Genomic DNA, 18,769 nt, shown 5'->3' with positions numbered 1-18,769 from the left:
CAAACGAATTATTATTATTTTTCAGTTCCGTCTGGTTTTACTCCGGTAACAATGAACGTATCTCCCCAGTGACCCTGCCTGAGATAATCACTCAGTGTATAGACTTTTTTATTCAAGTCAAGCGATGATTCTACATTAATAAGTCCTGCGTTCCGAAAAAGAGTACAGTCATCTTCCGGACGTTTTGCATGAGTTGACCATAATCCATCAACGAAGGTATTATCCATATCCCGTTTCCACATATTCCTTCGTTCGGAAAGAAGCGTGTAAAATCGTGAGCCATGTTTCCATGCCTTCTGGACACAAGTCTTTTCACCACTATACCAGTTTCCGTCAAAAATTAAAAGGCGTCCTCCTGGTTTTAAGACCCGGGTCCATTCAGAGAGTGCTGCTTTTGGATTTGGAACAGTCCAGAGTACCCAGCGGTTTACCACGGCGTCGAACGAATTATCCTCAAAAGGGAGATTTTCAGCATCTCCTACTTTAAAATCCACCGTCACATTACATTCTTTTGCATTTTCTCTGGCACAATGAAGCATCTGTTCTGACAAATCAACAGCGGAAACAAAATGACCCATTTCAGCGAGGAGTATAGACATAGAACCTGGACCGGTCCCGACATCCAATACTTTCAGAGGTTTTTCATTGAGGTACTCTGAAAATACTGATTTCCACCCGGAATTTTCCTTATGTGAGTGCAATAACCGCTGTACACCTTTGTTATATCCGTTTGCACCGGAATTCCAATACTGTATGATGCAGTCTTTCATGATAGATCTCATTTAGTATTACAAGTATGAAAATCATATGATTAAATACTATACTCATCTAACAATTTTATAAATTTCATTATCATTGTGAAATTTTTACATTCAAAAACTGGTTATCATCAAAATTACCACATACAGGATTTCATTCATGGTTGAATTACTAAAAGAAGATAATATTTCATTAATCTCATGGCTTACCACTGCCCTTTTTGACCAGAGGATTTTCAATCTTGCTGAAGGGATGAGCAGAAGTATGGCAGTAACTACCTGTGCCGGACTCATCAGTTCTGGAACAAATATTGGCATGCTTTTTCTGGTAAGTCTGCTCATTGCAGGAGTAATTAATGGAAATACATTTTCCAGTCTTGCCCCTGTTATTGGTGGAATGGTCCTCCTTTTCATGATACGTGGCGGAGCAGAAGCCCTTCGGGATATTTCTGCCCAACGTACATCAGATTTGATGAAACTCTCGGTTCGAAAAAGAGTCTATGAACATCTTCTCAGGCTCGGACCAGCATACACTGAGCATAAAAGTTCAGGTTCTGTCGCTGCAACCATTGCAGATGGCGTCGACACACTTGAGCAGTATGTCGGATTTTTCATCCCTTGCCTGGTTCTTTGTTTTGTTGTGCCTTCGGTTCTTTTCGTGGCTTTTACCATCCTGCTGGATCTCCCGGTAGCTCTTATTCTGCTTGTATTTGTTCCGCTGGTCCCATTTTCTGTAGCCCTTTCATACAAACTCTCATGGAACGAGAAACTTGATATCTGGCGAGATTATCATGATTTAAGTTCATATTATACAGAAAGTCTACAGGGTCTTACTACCCTGAAAATGTTTGGTATGAGTGCTCACCGTGCAGGATTATTACATAAAAAAGCAGAAAAACTCAAAGAAACCTATATCAAAGCCTTGAAAATTTTTTTCGGGGTACATTATGTTTGTGATGTTGTTCCGTACCTTGGGTATGGGCTTGCTCTTTTGTATGCCTGTATTCAGTATTCATATGGAAAATTTGGCATTGAAGGAGTAATGACCGTTCTCCTTGTCGGTCCTATCTTTTATGAGCATGTGATTGCACTCAGCCAACATTTCCATAACAGCCTGTATGGAAAACGGGCTTTAGATACCCTGGAGAAAATCATGCAGGAAAAACCAATGGTATCGGCTCCGGATATCCCGGTTTCTGTTCATCGGACCCCACCTCCTGGCGTCAGATTTAATGACGTTTCGTTCTCATATGAAACCGGACGAGAGGTTTTAAAAAATCTGACTTTTGAAGTGAAATCCGGTGAAACCGTGGCTCTTGTCGGAGCATCAGGTGTCGGGAAAAGTACGGTTATTGATCTTCTCTACCGGTTTCATGATCCACAGAAAGGGACTATCTACCTTGAAGAGACTCCGATTCATTCTTTTCCGCTTGATCAACTCAGGGAGCAGTTTTCCCTGGTTTCACAGGAGACATACCTCTTTTACGATACTATCCGGAATAATCTCCTTATTGGAAATCCTGCTTCCAAAGAAACAGAAATTATTGCCGCTGCAACTGCAGCCAATATTCATGAATGGATAACCGGACTGCCGGAAGGATATGATACGATTACCGGTGAGCGGGGAACCCGGCTTTCAGGCGGTGAAAAGCAACGGATTGCAATAGCCAGGGCAATTCTGAAGAATTCCTCGGTTCTTCTCCTTGATGAACCCACTTCAAGTATTGATGCAGGGAGTGAGAAACTTATCCAGGCTGCCCTGAATGAACTCTGTAAAGACAGGACCGTTCTTGTTATTGCTCATCGTTTGTCGACCATAAGAAGGGCACACCGGATCATGGTGATGGATGAAGGACGAATTGTTGAGACAGGAACTCATGAAGAGCTCCTAAAAACAGGGGGTCATTATGCCAGACTGGTACAGGCACAGGTACGAATGCTCGGGACGACTCCCACTGAGTGTAGTCACATTTCAGGAGATGCAGTATGACTGATATGGCACCATTCCAACAACTATTGCGCCTTACTGGTCTGGTAAAATCACATATATGGCTTCTTGCAGCCGGTATGATTTGTGATGCGACAAAACAATTGGTAACTGTCGGAATTGGCCTTCTTGGAGTTTTATTAATTTATACCGCAAAAGAACAAAGCAATCCATCTGCTCTGCTTCTGATAGGAACAGCAATTCTTATTTTTGCTCTTGCACGGGGTGTATGTGGGTATTTCGGACCATACTTAAACCACATTGCTGCATTTCATGTTCTCTCAGATCTCAGGAACCAATTTTACCGCAAAGTTGACCCCCTCGCTCCAGCGATTTTCATCTCCCGAAGAACTGGTGATCTTGTTTCTGTTGCAATAAATAATATCGAAATTTTAGAGCTTTTCTTTGCTCATACCCTTACACAGATTTTAGTAGCGATTCTGGTGCCATTAATTATACTCTGTGGTCTTGCATACATCCACTCGCTTCTTGCAGTAATTCTTCTCGTGTTCCTTATTCTGACAGCTTTAATTCCCACTCTTGCTATCAGAATGAATGAAAAGAAAGGAGATCATCTCAGGCAGTACCTTGCGAATATGGGAAGTTTTCTGATTGATAGTGTACAGGGTATCTGGGAGATTCTTGCATTTGGAAGAGGAAAAGACAGGCTTGACGCAATTATCTGTATGGTCCTTGAATATCGAAAGGAGCAAAGGGCGTATGTCCGTGTAAATGCCTGTGCATCTGCTTCGTATGCTGTTCTTGTATCTGGTGGTATTGTAATTGTTCTCGTGGTATCAACTATCCTAGCTCAAATGGGTGAGATTAATTCCTTCTATCTTCCAATTACTGTAATTTTATCCGCCGGTGCATTCACAGCAATGAGGGAAGTTGTCGATGTTTCAAAACAACTCAGCATGACAATTGCCGGGGCAAAACGATTTTTCACTGTTATGGATGATACTCCCGTGGTTAGTGAGAATGGGACTCCATCGGTTACGATTTCAACTGCTCCAACCCTTGAGGTCTCGGATATCTGGTTTAGGTATGGGGAAACGGACCCCTATGTACTGAAAGGAGTTTCATTCTCGATCCCTTCAGGTACGACGGCTGCAATTGTTGGAATGACAGGAGCGGGAAAGACAACTCTGACCCATCTTCTCATGCGGTTTTGGGATCCAGAAAATGGGATTGTCAGGCTTGATGGGCATGATATCCGGGATCTCCGTCTTTCAGATCTGCGGAAAACCATTTCCATTGTTACCCAGGATATCTTTCTGTTCAATACATCTATCCGGGAAAATATCCGGGTGGGAAAAGCTGATGCAACCGATCAGGAGGTAGAGCAGGCAGCAAAGTTTGCCAGGATTCATGATTTCATACGAGGACTTCCGGAGGGGTACGAAACGCTTGTAGGCGAGCGGGGTATTCGCCTTTCCGGCGGAGAACGTCAGAGAGTAGCAATTGCACGGGCAATTCTCAAAAATGCTCCGGTCCTTATCATGGATGAAGCGACCAGTAACCTCGATACCGGGACAGAACTGATGATCCGGGACACCATTCAGGAATTGATGAAAGGGAGAACTGTGTTTATGATAGCACATCGGCTCAGCACGGTGGTTCATGCAGATAAGATCCTAGTACTCAATCAGGGAGAGATAATTGAGCAGGGGACACACCGGGAACTGATGGCCCTGGATGGGATGTACGCTTCGCTCATTGCCGCACAGGAGATCTAAGTCAACAACTAAATTACCCTTACAATCATATTACATATGAATGAGTTCTCCGGTTGATTCAATCATAGCAGTTATTGTTCGTGCTCTAAATCCGGAAAAGATCATCCTTTTTGGATCCAGAGTTACAGATGATGCCAGAGAAGACAGTGATTATGATATATGTGTTCTAAAATCCGGAATTTCTCATCGCAGAAGATGTGCAATGAAATTATATGAGGCCCTTACTCATGTGGGTGTTCCGGTTGATATAATTGTAGAAACCCCGGAAGGATTTGAAGAACTGAAACAGAACCCATACCTTGTTTATTCTGAGATTGAGAAGACCGGGAAAGTTATCTATGAGAGAAGTACTACTGGCTGAATCATGGATAAAACGGGCAATAAGTTCTCTCGCTCATGCAAAAGGCATTGATAGTGATGATCTTGTCTATTATGAAGATCTCTGTTTTGATTGTCAACAAGCGGCAGAAAAGGCAATAAAGGGAGTTATGATTCTGAAAAGGATATCTCCTCCCCGTTCTCATAATATTGGTTATCTTCTGGATGGTCTTGTCTCCTCCGGTGTAGATGTCCCTGATGAGTTGTTTGTTTCAGCCCGACTCACAGATTACGCAGTAACCACCCGGTATCCGGGTACCTATGAACCCGTCAATAGAGAAGAGTATCTTGAGGCGTATCATCTTGCAGATTCTGTTGTGAATTGGGCAAAGGGTATGTTAAACAGCAAATAATGGTGAAGATTCGGAAAAATTTTTTTTATTGCCCATTTCAAAGAGTTTAATGTCGATAATAATGAATAATGATGGATTCGTATGTATCCAGGAGGGGGACTTCGTTCCCCATCTCGAACCCTCCCTCCTTTATGGGCAGGCTCGTGGGATGGGATTATTTTCTTCAGGTTACCCACACAAAACACCGAGGAGGCAAAATCTGTAATTTATCAGATCTCAAATTTTTCTATCTCACTCTGTTTTCTTCCCGGAAATACAATGCCAGTCGCCATATTTTCTCCTTCCGATCTTATATCTCCAAGGTTTATCGAGTTTTTCATGCTGCATTACGGTCAATGGTTTGACCATCTTTACTAAAATTTCCCGGAGATCAGCATTCTTGAATAATAATACCTGTTTATCAAAACAATCAGGAGTCCGGTAAGAAAGGGGCAGAGAATCAGTAATCTCCTGTTTATATGAGTAACTATCAGGCTTTCGCCCGTCCTGAATGGATATTAACTTTTTGGAAATAAATTGTCTGAATTTATTCATCATGGTGATGTTGCCATAATCATGAGTTTTAACATCAAAAGCAAGGATTTTTCCTCCGGGTTTAATCACCCGTTTCCACTCGTTGATAGCAATTTCAGGTTGCAGAAGAGTCCAGAGTACCCATCTGCTGGTTATCATATCAAAATTATTGTCCGGAAATGGTAATGCTTCAGCATCTCCCACATGAAGATCCAGGGTAAGACCCCTCTCCCCTGCTTTTCTTTCACAAACTGAAAGCATTCCCGGAGAAAGATCAATACCTGTTACATCATGACCTAATTTAGAAAGAATTAGTGAGATAGAACCGGTTCCTGTCCCTACATCCAGAATTTTAAGTGGTTTGTTCCCAATTTCTGTATGGAGAAACTCCTCCCACAACTCCTCTTCTTTTTTTGTAAGGCCATGCTCCGGATAATTATCATAAAATGAACAATCTTTTGTCCAGTATTCTTCGATCTCCTGTTTGTAATTCCGGATAACTTGGTCCTGTGAAATATTTTCCATGATATCACTTTACATATCCCTGGCTTTCCACCAGATTACAGCCGTCTTAAATCGCATTACATACTGACCATTTTCAAGATGGTTCATCACATGATCTCTGATTATCTCCTCTTTATCCGGATTCATGTCAGTGAAAAGATTGTAAAATACCTGGTGCATTTTCATGATATTCTCCGGAGATCTCCTGCTTTCATGCTCAATTATCCTGACCTCCGGGTGGATGCCTTCTTCATAGAGAATATCATAAGTCAGCGGATACTCCGGAAATGTAGGTCGTGGTTTATCTCCTAATAATGCATTCCATAGTTCATCCCCGGTATGAGTTTTCGAATCAATTCCGGCACAAAGACAGCAGTATCCTGATGAGACTTTTTCCATTCGTCTTATTTGTTCCACAATGTCTCGGAACATCCAGATAACCGTGGAAGAAATCGTCAGATTATATGATTTGGACAGTCCGTCAACATCCACTTCCTGCCAGATTGAAGAGAGGATATCAAAATTTGAAAGTCCGGCCTCTTTTGCATTTTCGCGAATTCTCTCTTTCATCCCATCAGCAGGCTCAACTGCCGTTACGTGCGAAATTTTGTCTGCAAATGGAATGACAAAAGTTCCGGGACCGGACCCGACTTCTATCATCCGGGTCTTGGGAGATACAACGCCATTTTTAAACAGGATTTCATGAACACTTCTTCCATACCGGTAATTATCAGTTTTTCTGGATTCAGAATAATCATCTGATCGTTTTGACCAGTCATCAACCATGTAATCCCGGTTCATCATGGAGAGACGGGCATCATACATCTCCTCCCATTTCAAAACAGCAGATCGGTTCATGAAACCCTCCACCAGAGAACACCCATTTTTCCTTCCCGCTCATACATGCCATTTTTTACATTCATCATAAGATGTTCTTCGATAAGATTCAGATCTTGTATTTCAGGCTCACGGTATTTTTTCAGACCAAGAATTAACATGGATCGTGCGGAACCTATTGTTCTTCGCATTTTAACCGGAAGAATACTCGACTCTGGAAAAATCCCTCTATTTTCCAGAATTCTCTTTACCAGGATAAATCGGTCTTCATCATCCTGGGGCATGCCAAGTTTTTCAATGAGTTGTGAAGAATCATCCGGAGTATGTACACCATGGGAAAGAACACAATATCCTCTGCTCACCTGCTGCATTCGTTCTATCTGGGTAAATAGGTCTGGAAAATGCCATACTGAATGACAACAGATTGTCATGTCAATTTTTTTCTCAAGGTCTCCAGTATTTACTTCCTGCCAGATGTGTGGAATCACTGATATATTTAATAGTGATTTTAATGCTGCCTGCTTGAGCAGTTGGTTTGCCATCTCATCTGCAGGTTCGACAGCGGTTATTGCCCGGACCTCTTCAGCAAAAGGTATGGAAATAGCACCTGGCCCGGAACCAATATCCATTATATGCATATCCTGATTTATTAGTCCCTCTTTTTTGAAGAGTTCGAGAATTTTTCTTCCATGATCAAAATCACTATTCACAATAAAATCAGCATAATCTTCTGCACGACTGTTCCAGTATTCCGGGCTGCATCGTTTACTTTCATTCGTACACAGTTCAGCCCAATCCTGTTCATAATCTGTTAAAAAATTCATGTGTTTTCACGTCGGTTTATTTTTCTTTCTCTACCCTTTACCGAGCATTTTGGACATACATGGATGTATCCATCCGGATCAGAGGAAACATCTGCATGCACTCCGTATACGGATTCAATCATTTCACAGTTGAGCACCTCATCCGGAGGTCCACTGGAACAGACCATCCCGGAGTTTAATACAACAATATTATCTGCATACCGTGCTGCCAGATTCAAATCATGGAGGGCAACAAGTGTAGTAATGTTCCGCTCATCAGAAATCTCCTCAATCAGATCAAATAGTTCAAGTTGATGCTGAAGATCCAATGAATTAGTTGGCTCATCCATGAGCAGGATATCAGGTTCTTTAACTATTGCCTGAGCAATAGATACCATCTGTCGTTGCCCGCCTGAAAGTTGATTCAGAGATCTTTTTGCCAGAGTTTCAATACCCAAATCAGTCAAAGTTTTGTATGCAATTTCGAGGTCTTCATGATAAGCCTTCCATCGAAGTGTGTGAAGACGACCCAAAAGAACAGCTTCAAGGACAGATATTACCGCTTTTGAAGGTGCATCTTGTGGTAGGTAACTGATAGAAGTGGCAATAATCTCTTCATTCATCAAAGATACGTCTGTATCATCTAGAAATACCCTGCCTGAAGGTTTTTGAATACCTGCAATGCAACTCATAAGAGTTGATTTTCCTGCTCCATTAGGCCCAATGACTGCAGTTATTTTTTCGTTTACAGAAAATGAAACATCCTTTAAAACTGGTGTTCCATTATATGCAAAATTCAGATCTAAAACTTCCAGTTTCACCAGAATTCACTCCTTCTTCGTAATATTAAGTACAGGAAAAAGGGAACTCCAATACAGGAGGTAGCAATACCAATCGGGAATATTGCCCCAGGAATTACTAGTTTACTCACGATTGAAGAAGCTGATAATAGAAGTGCCCCGGAAAGAAGAGATGCAGGAAGATAGTATCTCTGATCTTCTCCAACAAGCATTCGTGAAATATGAGGAGCAACTAATCCAATAAATCCGATAATTCCGACAAAACATACTGCAATTGATGTTAGAAATGATACAAGGATGAGGGTTTTTATCCGGAGTTTTTCCACATGAATGCCAAGGCTTTTAGCTTTTGTGTCTCCAAGACGAATTGCAGTTAATTTCCATGCATCTTTCAAAAAGAAGGGAAGGACAATGAGTATGACTATTCCAACAATTGCAGCTTTCGACCATGTAGCTTTTGCCATACTGCCAAATAACCAAAACACTACTGCCTGAAGATCCTCCTGTGATGAGACATATTCAAGCATTGTCGTCAACGCATTGAATAAAAATAATAGAGCAATCCCAGCAAGAACTAGTGTTTCTGTTGTCCCTTTTTTTCTCCATGCTATCAGATATATTGAAACACAACAAACCATGGAAAAAAAGAACGCATTTATTGGAACTAAAAATTCAATTCCAAGGGGCAAAACACCTACACCCAAAACAATCGCAAGAGCTGCTCCAAATCCTGCTGCAGCTGATACTCCGAGTGTATAGGGACTTGCAAGTGGATTGTCAAGTATTGTTTGCATTTGAGCTCCTGCAACTCCAAGTGCTGCTCCTACAAATACTGCCATAATGGCCATCGGAAGTCTGATTACCCAAACAATGAAATAATTGGTATCCTTTTCAGGAGATATCAATGCAGTAATGATCTCTGGCACTGTCAGCCAGGCTGGTCCACTTAAGACATCAATCAGAAAAGAAATTATAACCGCAAAAATAAGAGCAAGAATAATTAAAAATTTGTGAGCAGTAATCTCATTATAGAGCCATACTGCTTCACTGGAAACCGGTTTTTTAATTTCATTCATTTATCTGCCCGGCATCTATCATCCATTTACCTGTCAGTTTCACTGGCATATAAATATCATAGAATTTTTTGAGATTTGCTTCAGGGTCAATGTCAGCAAATAGATCCGGATATAGAGACTTTGCTATAAACTGAAATGCAGCGAAGTCGAATATCTCTCTGCTCATACCATGATTGATACCATACACCCGGTTATTTTTCATTGCACTCATGGTGTCCCATCCTTCTCTGCTCAAAAATGGTTTCAGAGTCCCTTTTGCTGTTTCTTCATCAGCTAAAAATCCTAACCTGAATGAATCAGGATTTTTTGGCCAGTAAGATCCGGTGAAAATAATTACTTCAGGATCCTTTTTCAGAATTGCCTCTTCATTCATTATTCCATAGGTTTCAACAGCACCTTCACCGATATTATCTCCGTTACACTTTTTGATGAGTGCTCCCCACATGTAATTGCCATATGAGTTCCCTAATTCGTCAGCTCCGGAATTTGCACATTCAACATAGACACGGGGTTTTTCGCCGGAATAATTCTCAAGACGAGAAGTAACGATTTCCATCTGATTTTTGTAAAAGTTATAGAGATCAGCCGCTTTTTCCTCTTCTCCAATTAACTGGCCGGCAAGTTCTATACTCTTTTTATGGTTCTCCAGTGTTTCTTCATGGTAATCCATGACAACTACAGGAATTCCGGCCTCTTCGAATTTATTATAGAGTTCTACTGCTCCGTTGTAATCATTTTTTGGAACAATCACAACATCAGGATTGAGTGAAATTACTGTTTCAAGATTTAAATCAGCCGTGTGAGAGCCTGTTTTCTGTATTTTTTCAAGTTCAGGAATAGCATTTACATAGGTTTGCCAGACATCATTTCGATTATCCTCAAGAGTGCTATCCATCGCAACAATCTTATTGAGAACTTCAGTTCCTCCAAGGGCCAGAAGAGTGAAGAACGGGCCACCACCACCACTTCCCTGGATAACTATTGAGTCTACAGGGGTTTTTACTGTAATTTCCCTACCCAGAACATCTGTGAGGATTGTTTCTGTTTTTTCAGCGATTACTGGAGTAAATAGAACTCCTACTAGTAACAATAATAATAATAAAATTATTACTTTTTTTAACATCAATATATTTTGTATAATTATAGTAATAAAAAATTTATGATTTTAATATTTAAGAATATGATATTAAAAAATTTAAAAAAGAGTAGAAAAAATTAATTTTCTGAAGGTTCAACAAACCATTTCCCATATAATTTGACTGGCATATACTTATCATAGAAATCCCGAAGGTTTGCTTCCGGATCAACATCAGAAAATACATCAGGATACAGAGCTTTTGCAGCCATCTGGAAACCGGCAAAATCAGTTATGTCTCTACCAATTCCAATGTTTGCTCCATAGACACGATTATTCTTAATCGCATCAAGGTTTTCCCACCCTTCACGATGTTTAAAAGGTTCAAGTGTTTCTTTTGCGGTCTTTTCATCAGAAAGGAATCCAAGTCGTAATGAATCAGGTTTATTTGCCCAGTATGATCCGGTAAAAAGAATTACTTCCGGATTACTTTTCAGAAGATATTCTTCACTCATTACTGCAGTTTTTTCAATAACCCCATCAGCAATGACATCTCCACGCATCTGGTTAAGCATAGATCCCCACATATATGCACTACTATGGGACGTGCTCATCTCATTTGGATCCATTGCATTCTCATGATAAACACGGGGCTCTGGAGTAGTAATTTTATCCAATTTTGAGGTTACTTTTTCCTGTTGAGCCTTATAGTAATCAAAAACCTCAACTGCCTTTTCTTCTTTCCCAAGAAGCTGACCCATCAATTCGATGCTTTTTTTATGATTTTCAAGTTTTTCTTCGTGGAAATCAATGGTTATAACCGGAATTCCGGCATCTTCAATTTTCTTATAGATATCAATGCCTTCATTATAGCAGTCCTTTGGTGCAACCACAACAGAAGGGTGAAGTGCAATCAAAGTTTCCGGATTAAGGTCTTTTCCACTTTCAATGTTAGGTAGTGATGTAAGTTCTGGAACTGCTGTTGAAAATGCTTCCCAGATATCATATCGGTTTTCTTTCAGGTTCTCTCTGTCGATTGCAGCAATTTTTGAGGCTGCATCTTTCCCTTCGATAGCAAAAAGTGTAAAAAACGGACCGCCTGAAGCACTCCACTGCAGCGCCATATTATCTACAGGGACATCAACCTTGACTTCACGACCCAGAATATCTGTAAGCGATACTTCAGTTTTTTCTGCTAATACTGGAGAAAAAACCAGAATTAAACAGAATAAACAGGAACAAAGTAGCAGTGACATCTTACGATGCATATATTTAGTTTACTTAGTGTGATAAAAAAATTATTATTAAATATATAGTGGATAATTTGTAAAATATTATTATGGTGCCAATTGTAGAAGAAATAAAATTAAAACAAGAAGTTAAGGATTACTGGGATTATAACAGCAGACTCTATGAACAGTGTAAACTTGGTTCTGATGATGAATGTGCGCAATGGAAGTCAGATTTCCGGGAAATGTTGGGATACGAAAAGATGCAGATTCTTGATATTGGAACCGGAACAGGTTTTATTGGTATCCTTCTTGCAGAAATGGGGCATGATGTGACTGGTCTAGATTTCAGTCAGAAGATGATGGATTTTGCACGGGAGAAAGTTGCCAGGAAAAATATCAATTATGAATTTGTCACTGGAGATGCAGAAAACCCGGAATTTGGAGATAATACTTTTGATGTCTCAGTTTGCAGATATCTTCTCTGGACTCTTCCAAATCCTGAAAAAGCGATATCTGAATGGGTGAGAATTACAAAACCGGGGGGGAAAATCTGTATAATTGATGGAAACTGGGAAAATACAGGATTAAAAAGGAAAATCGGTGGGAGAATGTTAAAAATATACAGGTTCGCCTGCCTGAATGCCAGTTTTAATGGAAAATCATATTCTAAGGAACTGAATAATGCACTCCCAAATCATTCGGGCGTAAGTAAAGAGAATCTCACTACATATCTCACGAAATGTGGCCTGGAAAATATTCGGATAAAGGATCTTAATCATATCAGAGATATTCAGTCAAAAAATCTTCCTTGGTTCCTCAAATTCTCATTTCACCATGACACATATGCAGTATATGGTACGGTGAAAAAACAAAACTAAAATTTACATTCAAGAATTAGTATAATCTAACTAACACCAAAGAAAAATTAATTTTTAGGATACTGGAACACTCCATGATTATCCAGATCATAGTTAATATGCTGCCAGTTCGTCAGATACTCATTCTGTAATTGTTTAACATCCATATCGGCAAAGAGCTCCGGATATAACATTTTTGCCAGTTTTACAAGTCCGATGTGATACCCGGGACCAAGTAGATCAATATACGTTGTTACCCAGACCTGGTTGTTTTTTACTGCATCCATTGAACTAAACCCAGGTTTTGCGATGATTTCGTCATATCTCTTTTTCAGGGTATTGATATCATCTGTTTCATACCCACCTTCCCATGAAAGGCCAATGATAACATCCGGGTTTTCCTTTACAACCCATTCAGCATCAACCTCCGGAAGCTGAGTACCGGTATCTTTTGAAATGTCTTTCGCGATATTTATTCCACCAACAAATTCAATAGCTTCTGAATACCCGCTTCCTTTTGCAACCGTCGTATCACCAGGCCGATCCATAAAGACCCGTTTTCGTTTTTCTTCAGGAATAGTGGCAACACGGGATTTAATCTCGTTTAGTATTTTTTCCTGGTATGTGATGTAACGGTTGGCATTTTCCGTCTCATCAAGAATATATCCTAATGTCATCAAAGACGGAACTGCCGTATGTGACTCCCACATCCGGAGCATCACATAGTCTATTCCATTATTTGTTATCTTTTCCTTAAATTCCGGACCAATATTGGACAATTTTGGGACAATTACTGCTTCAGGACCTATATCAAGCACCGCTTCAACATTCATATCCTTCCTATTCCCAATTGATGGAAGTTTGCTAAACTCGGGAAAATATGTCGGAAGAGCAACGATCATATTATCGGTTCCAATAATTTTATCCTGTGCCCCTAAAATTCTGATAATTTCTCCTGCATTATCATAGACAACGATGGCCGTATTCAAAGGGTGACGGACTTTAGACACCTCTTCATTCGCATCAAGATAATAGATTTCTGTTGCAGTCCGGTCTAGTATCTTTTCAATTTGTGTAATGTCCTCCTGATCTATCGAACCATCGTTGTTAGCATCAGCAAGTTTTGTTTTCTCTTTTGAACCCGAGATTAAATCCTGGATGAAAGCAATATCCTGATCATCTACATATTGGTCCATATTTGCATTACCCATGATCTGCACAACAATTGGTTCACCAATGATGACCTCTTCTCCGGATGTACAACAAATAACAGCCGAAATCATTAGCAATAACAAGAGAATCTTTGTTTTCATGAACACACCATTTCAGCAGAAATATATCTGCAAAGGTAGTTTAGTATATAATAATAAATAATTTTATAATTGTGTTAATAAAGTCGATAAAATAAAAATTCGTAACCATGAAATCAATAGCTCATCTACACAAAACAGATAAAACAAATTCTCCTGTTGCATCTGATATCAGGAATCAATTTCTACAAAAATTAGTAAAACGCAGTTATTTTATTTTAGGTTCTCTCTTTATCATCATCTTCCTGGTTGGATATGCCGCAGTGCTTGGATCAGCAAATTTATCGATATTGGAGGTTTATCAGACAATTTTTGCAAAATTTGTTCCGGGATTTGAATCCACAAGTTCTCTGTATAATGCCATTATTTGGGAAATCAGACTCCCACGTATTGTAATGGCAATTATGGCCGGAGCAGCTCTTGCCCTTACTGGAGCAGTGATGCAGGGAGTGCTTCAGAATCCTCTCGCTGAACCTTTCACACTTGGTATTTCTTCAGCTGCAGCAAGCGGGGCAGCAATTGCAATTGTCACCGGAGCAGGAATTATTGGTGGACATTACCTGATTATCGGGAATGCATTTGTTTTTGCAATGGGTGCCACAATTGTGGTATATCTACTCGCTCAATACCGGGGAATGACACCGGAATCGATGATTCTAGCCGGAATAGCCATCATGTTTTTTCTGAACGCAATTACATCAATTGTTCAGTATATTGGAACTCCGGACCAGGTTGAAGCAGTTGTATTCTGGATGATGGGAAATTTAGGAAAATCAACCTGGACGACGATAGCTTCGACATCAATCCTGTTTATGGTCGTAGTGCCGATTCTCATCTACAAGGCAAATGACATCAATATCATCGGATCAGGAGATGAGACGGCAAAGAGTCTTGGGATCAATGTTGAACGTTCAAGAATCATCTGCATGATTTTATCAGGTCTTATTACCGCAGGATATACTGCATTTATCGGAATAATCGGTTTTGTAGGGCTTATTGCTCCGCATGTCACACGGATGATCATCGGAGGAGATAATCGGTATGTGATACCCGGCTCAGCTCTTGTTGGATCAATTATCCTGCTCGGTGCTGATACTCTTGGAAGGACAATTGTTTCTCCGGTAATTCTTCCTGTCGGAGTTATGACTGCAGTTCTTGGTGTCCCGTTTTTCCTCTTTCTTTTCTTAAAAGGCAAAAAGAAGATGTGGTAATTCAGAATAACTCTCTGTGTCTGTCTTTTTTTATTCCGTGTAGTAAAAATTACCATTATTATGAAGGTATAAATTTCATAATATTGTCACATTAATTTTTTAATTGTATATCATTTTCACACAAATAACAAATTTTTTATGATCATCTGTCTTCTTCATTACTGAAAAGATATTGTGATCTTTTCGTGGTATATTCATGAAATCTCTCATATGGTTATTCTGTTGTTTCGTCAGTATAATTGGAATGGGGTCTGTTTTTGCAGATGATGTTCAGATAGGTGAACCGTTTACTGTTCAAATTATGGGTAATGCTAATCTGGACCAGGTTGTTGATCAGCAGGATATTGTATTCATCCAGGAGATTATTGGAGGAACAAAAGAAAAAACAAAACTTGCTGATGCAAATAATGATGGTATTATTGATCAGGCGGATATTGAACAGATTAACAAGATTATTTCCGGAACAGAGGATACTATCTTCTATGTCAATTTAAATGATGAAGTTGAATCCGTGAAACACCCGCTCAATAACATCATTGTCGTCTATGATAACACCGCTGAAATCATCCGGATTCTCGGAGCCCAGGATAAAGTCGTTGGTGTTGACAGCATGATCCTTGAAAAATCCAAGTACTTCCCTGAATTGAGTCAGTTACCCTCAATCGGGGAACGAAAAGATTGCAATGTGGAAAAAATCCTGGAACTCGATCCGGATGCTGTATTTATTCATGCAAAAAGTGAAAGTGGCTGCCCTGATCTTGAAGAAAAATTAAAAGATAAGGGGATTGATGTAGTTCGTCTTGGTACCTGGGAATCACACACGGCTGTCCCCTCATTAATGCTCATGGCATATATGCTTGACAAAGTAGACCGGGCAAAGCAATACGTCACGTACCAGGAAAAATACCTGAACACGATAAAAGAAAGGGTTGCCCAGATTCCTGAAGAAAAACGACTTCGTGTGTTCATAGATCGTCCTGGTGATACCACAACGTCGAAAGGAAGCGGATATTCTGAATCAGTGGAGTTTGCAGGTGGCAAAAACATTGCAAAAAATCTGGCAGGTGGATTTCAGAGTGTTCTTCCAGCAGTTGATAGCGAATGGGTTGTAAAAGAAAACCCTGAGGTCATTATCGGATTATCCTGGGACGGAGGCCATGAAACTGATGATATCGATGTTCTGAAGAAACGGTATGATGAAGTTGTTGCAAAGCCTGGATTCAGCTCAATTGATGCTGTGAAAAACAATCGGGTATACATTACTCCATATATCAATGTTCTTGGTCCAGGATACCATATCGGACTTGTTCAATTTGCAAAGTGGTTATATCCGGAGCAATTTGGGGATCTGGATGTGAAGATTGTACAGGATGAATATATGACAAACTGGCAGAATCTCTACTTTGATCTGAATAATCATGGAGTGTTTGGATATCCGGTTTCCACGTAATATTTTTGAAAATGAGAAAAAACCAGAAAACAGATCGATCAAGATGATAGAGGGTATAATATGGACAATTGTGCACAAATTCAGGATCAGGTAAAGAATAACATTCGAATGTATTGGAATGAACGGAGCAAAACATTTGACCAGGACGTTGGTCATGGTGCTGATGAGTATGAATGCCGGTTATGGAAAAAACACCTTTCTGATATCATTGGGGAGAAACCAAAAAATATTTTGGATGTCGGCACCGGAACCGGCATGATAGCAATTAACCTTGCAGAACTTGGACACACCGTAACCGGAATTGACCTGTGTGAGGAGATGCTTGAATTAGCGAAAGAAAAAGCAAAAACAAGAGATCTTCCAATCAGGTTTCTTCAGGGAGATGCAGAAAATCCTGAATTTTCAGACCAGATGTTTGATGTGGTAATCTGTCGTCATCTTCTCTGGACTCTTCCCCATCCAGACAAAGCTATCCTGGAATGGTCAAGGGTTTGTCGGCCGGGTGGTATAATTATTGCAATCGATGGTCATCTGACCCCGAGGAATTGTTTTGGTCATAGTGATGATATGGATGAATCATCTATGGATGAACGGCAAAAACTTTGGAAACAGATGTATTCTCCGGAAATTACAAAACATTTGCCCTTTGGAAAAGATCTCACCATGGATTTCCTGGCATCATTTTTTACCACCAATGGATTATCCGAAGTTATGCACCGTTATATCCCTGATATCTCTGAATACCAGAAACAGGTTCTCCGCGATAAAAAAGAGAATGGTGAACATTGCGAAGTGAATATTATCTGGGGAACGGTAAGGTAATGAATCTTAACTATTTGGATAATGTCAGGATAAATATCATTTAGTAATATTTTTGTATGCGTAAGTAAAACAAGTATGTGTGAGAGTAGTCTCAAATTGATATTACATCTCACATGTTGAGTAGGTTTTCAATGTAGCAGATAAGGGGGAAATCAGCCAAGATAACGAGGATAAATGAAGCACTGTTACACTCCGAATCCTAATTGTCCCCCTATCATCATGAGCGTCCAAAGTTAGGAGAGAAAAACAAAGAAGCATGGATAGAGATTTTGAAAATATTCAAAATTATCTTCCAGATGGATGAGAGAGACTCCAAAATATGGGAGAGGTTAATGATTATAGGTCCTCTTCGTCATATAATCCACTTGTACACACATTTGGGAGAATATTATCTCCCAATTCTTCATGAAACATGTTACATCCTTCGTATACTTCTCTCATTCGGGTGATTTCATTTTCTTTTATTTTCTCAAAATAGAAATATTATAAATTTTGTCTTCATCGATAATTTTTTCCAGTAAATTCTCGCAAATTTTTTTTTTCATATCAAATATGATAAGTAATTAATATTTTAACTTAAATTATACTATTATGTCTCAAATGTATGCAGATACCGATCTTGATGATCTCCAGGAAAACGACCTATCACGTATTGGTGTGTCACTTCCATCAAATTTATTAAACGAATTTGACAAAATTCTGAATACTCGTGGGTATTCATCTCGTTCAGAAGGAATCAGGGATGCTATCCGAACATACATACGATATCACAAATGGATGGCTGAAGTTACCGGTATGCGTCAGGGTGTTATTACCCTGGTCTATGATCACCATCAACGAGGCCTTGTAGCGGCGATTACTGATATTGAACATGAATTTATGGGATTGATCCAGGCATCTCTTCATTCACATGTATCACATACACGGTGTGTGGAAGTCCTGTTGGTGAAAGGAGAGGCACAGGATGTAAAAACAGTTGCTGAAAGATTAATGGCACAAAAAGGTGTTGAGACCGTAAAATTGACAACTATTCCTCTAGAGGGGTAAATAATCAGTTCTCATAT

General features: G+C 39.8%; 18 protein-coding genes. 9 read left to right on the top strand and 9 right to left on the bottom strand.

The window, feature by feature from the left end; translation table 11 throughout:
* Positions 1 to 14: 14 nt before the first annotated feature.
* Positions 15 to 770: a class I SAM-dependent methyltransferase gene (locus KSK55_RS04745; protein WP_218608388.1), complete on the bottom strand. Its 756-nt coding sequence runs from the start codon at positions 768 to 770 to the stop codon at positions 15 to 17.
* A gap of 148 nt (positions 771 to 918) precedes the next feature.
* On the opposite strand from KSK55_RS04745, the gene KSK55_RS04740 reads away from it, so the two are divergent.
* The 4 genes from KSK55_RS04740 to KSK55_RS04725 are packed head-to-tail and all read left to right on the top strand — an operon-like array spanning position 919 to position 5,215.
* Positions 919 to 2,748: an ABC transporter ATP-binding protein/permease gene (locus tag KSK55_RS04740; RefSeq protein WP_218608387.1), complete on the top strand. Its 1,830-nt coding sequence runs from the start codon at positions 919 to 921 to the stop codon at positions 2,746 to 2,748.
* Entirely contained in the window at positions 2,745 to 4,484 is a 1,740-nt protein-coding gene (locus tag KSK55_RS04735; RefSeq protein ID WP_256664179.1) for an ABC transporter ATP-binding protein, read from the top strand. Before KSK55_RS04740 ends, KSK55_RS04735 begins: the two co-directional genes overlap by 4 nt.
* A gap of 40 nt (positions 4,485 to 4,524) precedes the next feature.
* A complete protein-coding gene (locus KSK55_RS04730; protein WP_218608386.1) occupies positions 4,525 to 4,845 on the top strand; it encodes a nucleotidyltransferase domain-containing protein in 321 nt (106 codons plus the stop codon).
* Positions 4,823 to 5,215, top strand: a complete 393-nt coding sequence (locus KSK55_RS04725; RefSeq protein ID WP_218608385.1) for a HEPN domain-containing protein — start codon at positions 4,823 to 4,825, stop codon at positions 5,213 to 5,215. The genes KSK55_RS04730 and KSK55_RS04725 overlap by 23 nt, the downstream gene beginning before the upstream one ends.
* A gap of 231 nt (positions 5,216 to 5,446) precedes the next feature.
* Here the strand turns inward: KSK55_RS04725 and KSK55_RS04720 are convergent, their stop codons facing one another.
* The 7 genes from KSK55_RS04720 to KSK55_RS04690 all read right to left on the bottom strand — a co-directional run bounded on the left by KSK55_RS04720 (position 5,447) and on the right by KSK55_RS04690 (position 12,091).
* Positions 5,447 to 6,253 carry a class I SAM-dependent methyltransferase gene (locus tag KSK55_RS04720; protein WP_218608384.1) on the bottom strand — a complete coding sequence of 269 codons (807 nt, stop codon included), beginning with the start codon at positions 6,251 to 6,253 and terminating at the stop codon, positions 5,447 to 5,449.
* Positions 6,254 to 6,262: 9 nt separating this feature from the next.
* A complete protein-coding gene (locus KSK55_RS04715; RefSeq protein ID WP_256664178.1) occupies positions 6,263 to 7,090 on the bottom strand; it encodes a class I SAM-dependent methyltransferase in 828 nt (275 codons plus the stop codon).
* A complete protein-coding gene (locus tag KSK55_RS04710; RefSeq protein WP_218608383.1) occupies positions 7,087 to 7,893 on the bottom strand; it encodes a class I SAM-dependent methyltransferase in 807 nt (268 codons plus the stop codon). Before KSK55_RS04710 ends, KSK55_RS04715 begins: the two co-directional genes overlap by 4 nt.
* Positions 7,890 to 8,693, bottom strand: coding sequence for an ABC transporter ATP-binding protein (locus tag KSK55_RS04705; protein WP_218608382.1), 804 nt, complete (start codon positions 8,691 to 8,693; stop codon positions 7,890 to 7,892). Before KSK55_RS04705 ends, KSK55_RS04710 begins: the two co-directional genes overlap by 4 nt.
* Positions 8,690 to 9,748 (bottom strand): FecCD family ABC transporter permease, encoded by a 1,059-nt coding sequence (locus KSK55_RS04700; protein ID WP_218608381.1) that lies wholly within the window; start codon positions 9,746 to 9,748, stop codon positions 8,690 to 8,692. Before KSK55_RS04700 ends, KSK55_RS04705 begins: the two co-directional genes overlap by 4 nt.
* Positions 9,741 to 10,871 carry an ABC transporter substrate-binding protein gene (locus KSK55_RS04695; protein ID WP_218608380.1) on the bottom strand — a complete coding sequence of 377 codons (1,131 nt, stop codon included), beginning with the start codon at positions 10,869 to 10,871 and terminating at the stop codon, positions 9,741 to 9,743. Before KSK55_RS04695 ends, KSK55_RS04700 begins: the two co-directional genes overlap by 8 nt.
* Positions 10,872 to 10,963: 92 nt before the next feature.
* Positions 10,964 to 12,091 carry an ABC transporter substrate-binding protein gene (locus KSK55_RS04690; protein WP_218608379.1) on the bottom strand — a complete coding sequence of 376 codons (1,128 nt, stop codon included), beginning with the start codon at positions 12,089 to 12,091 and terminating at the stop codon, positions 10,964 to 10,966.
* A 71-nt stretch (positions 12,092 to 12,162) separates the two neighbouring features.
* Between KSK55_RS04690 and KSK55_RS04685 the strand changes: the two genes are divergently transcribed.
* The gene (locus KSK55_RS04685; protein ID WP_218608378.1) at positions 12,163 to 12,933 is read left to right on the top strand and encodes a class I SAM-dependent methyltransferase; all 771 of its coding nucleotides are present in this window, start codon (positions 12,163 to 12,165) and stop codon (positions 12,931 to 12,933) included.
* Between the two features lie 47 nt (positions 12,934 to 12,980).
* Here KSK55_RS04685 and KSK55_RS04680 read toward each other — a convergent pair whose 3' ends face one another.
* Entirely contained in the window at positions 12,981 to 14,225 is a 1,245-nt protein-coding gene (locus tag KSK55_RS04680) for an ABC transporter substrate-binding protein (RefSeq protein WP_218608377.1), read from the bottom strand.
* 107 nt (positions 14,226 to 14,332) lie between these two features.
* Here KSK55_RS04680 and KSK55_RS04675 point away from each other — a divergent pair, with 107 nt between their 5' ends.
* The 4 genes from KSK55_RS04675 to nikR all read left to right on the top strand — a co-directional run bounded on the left by KSK55_RS04675 (position 14,333) and on the right by nikR (position 18,752).
* A complete protein-coding gene (locus KSK55_RS04675) occupies positions 14,333 to 15,433 on the top strand; it encodes a FecCD family ABC transporter permease (RefSeq protein ID WP_218608376.1) in 1,101 nt (366 codons plus the stop codon).
* A gap of 244 nt (positions 15,434 to 15,677) precedes the next feature.
* Positions 15,678 to 16,883 carry an ABC transporter substrate-binding protein gene (locus KSK55_RS04670; RefSeq protein WP_218608375.1) on the top strand — a complete coding sequence of 402 codons (1,206 nt, stop codon included), beginning with the start codon at positions 15,678 to 15,680 and terminating at the stop codon, positions 16,881 to 16,883.
* Between the two features lie 60 nt (positions 16,884 to 16,943).
* Positions 16,944 to 17,705 (top strand): class I SAM-dependent methyltransferase, encoded by a 762-nt coding sequence (locus tag KSK55_RS04665; RefSeq protein WP_218608374.1) that lies wholly within the window; start codon positions 16,944 to 16,946, stop codon positions 17,703 to 17,705.
* Between the two features lie 591 nt (positions 17,706 to 18,296).
* Positions 18,297 to 18,752, top strand: coding sequence for a nickel-responsive transcriptional regulator NikR (nikR, locus tag KSK55_RS04660; protein ID WP_214419025.1), 456 nt, complete (start codon positions 18,297 to 18,299; stop codon positions 18,750 to 18,752).
* Positions 18,753 to 18,769: the final 17 nt, after the last annotated feature.

The organism is Methanospirillum hungatei (assembly GCF_019263745.1).
GTDB classification, from domain to species: domain Archaea; phylum Halobacteriota; class Methanomicrobia; order Methanomicrobiales; family Methanospirillaceae; genus Methanospirillum; species Methanospirillum purgamenti.
The sequence above is the reverse complement of the archived record's forward strand: the minus strand, read 5'-3'. Positions and strand labels throughout refer to the sequence as shown.

Excerpts from the sequence above, each read along its gene's own strand:
- KSK55_RS04715 (WP_256664178.1), bottom strand. The coding sequence starts at position 7,090 with ATGAACCGATCTGCTGTTTTGAAATGGGAGGAGATGTATGATGCCCGT.
- KSK55_RS04720 (WP_218608384.1), bottom strand. The coding sequence starts at position 6,253 with ATGGAAAATATTTCACAGGACCAAGTTATCCGGAATTACAAACAGGAG.
- KSK55_RS04680 (WP_218608377.1), bottom strand. The coding sequence starts at position 14,225 with ATGAAAACAAAGATTCTCTTGTTATTGCTAATGATTTCGGCTGTTATT.
- KSK55_RS04690 (WP_218608379.1), bottom strand. The coding sequence starts at position 12,091 with ATGCATCGTAAGATGTCACTGCTACTTTGTTCCTGTTTATTCTGTTTA.
- KSK55_RS04675 (WP_218608376.1), top strand. The coding sequence starts at position 14,333 with ATGAAATCAATAGCTCATCTACACAAAACAGATAAAACAAATTCTCCT.
- KSK55_RS04685 (WP_218608378.1), top strand. The coding sequence starts at position 12,163 with ATGGTGCCAATTGTAGAAGAAATAAAATTAAAACAAGAAGTTAAGGAT.
- KSK55_RS04745 (WP_218608388.1), bottom strand. The coding sequence starts at position 770 with ATGAAAGACTGCATCATACAGTATTGGAATTCCGGTGCAAACGGATAT.
- KSK55_RS04725 (WP_218608385.1), top strand. The coding sequence starts at position 4,823 with ATGAGAGAAGTACTACTGGCTGAATCATGGATAAAACGGGCAATAAGT.
- nikR (WP_214419025.1), top strand. The coding sequence starts at position 18,297 with ATGTCTCAAATGTATGCAGATACCGATCTTGATGATCTCCAGGAAAAC.
- KSK55_RS04670 (WP_218608375.1), top strand. The coding sequence starts at position 15,678 with ATGGGGTCTGTTTTTGCAGATGATGTTCAGATAGGTGAACCGTTTACT.
- KSK55_RS04735 (WP_256664179.1), top strand. The coding sequence starts at position 2,745 with ATGACTGATATGGCACCATTCCAACAACTATTGCGCCTTACTGGTCTG.
- KSK55_RS04665 (WP_218608374.1), top strand. The coding sequence starts at position 16,944 with ATGGACAATTGTGCACAAATTCAGGATCAGGTAAAGAATAACATTCGA.
- KSK55_RS04695 (WP_218608380.1), bottom strand. The coding sequence starts at position 10,871 with ATGTTAAAAAAAGTAATAATTTTATTATTATTATTGTTACTAGTAGGA.
- KSK55_RS04730 (WP_218608386.1), top strand. The coding sequence starts at position 4,525 with ATGAGTTCTCCGGTTGATTCAATCATAGCAGTTATTGTTCGTGCTCTA.
- KSK55_RS04740 (WP_218608387.1), top strand. The coding sequence starts at position 919 with ATGGTTGAATTACTAAAAGAAGATAATATTTCATTAATCTCATGGCTT.
- KSK55_RS04710 (WP_218608383.1), bottom strand. The coding sequence starts at position 7,893 with ATGAATTTTTTAACAGATTATGAACAGGATTGGGCTGAACTGTGTACG.
- KSK55_RS04700 (WP_218608381.1), bottom strand. The coding sequence starts at position 9,748 with ATGAATGAAATTAAAAAACCGGTTTCCAGTGAAGCAGTATGGCTCTAT.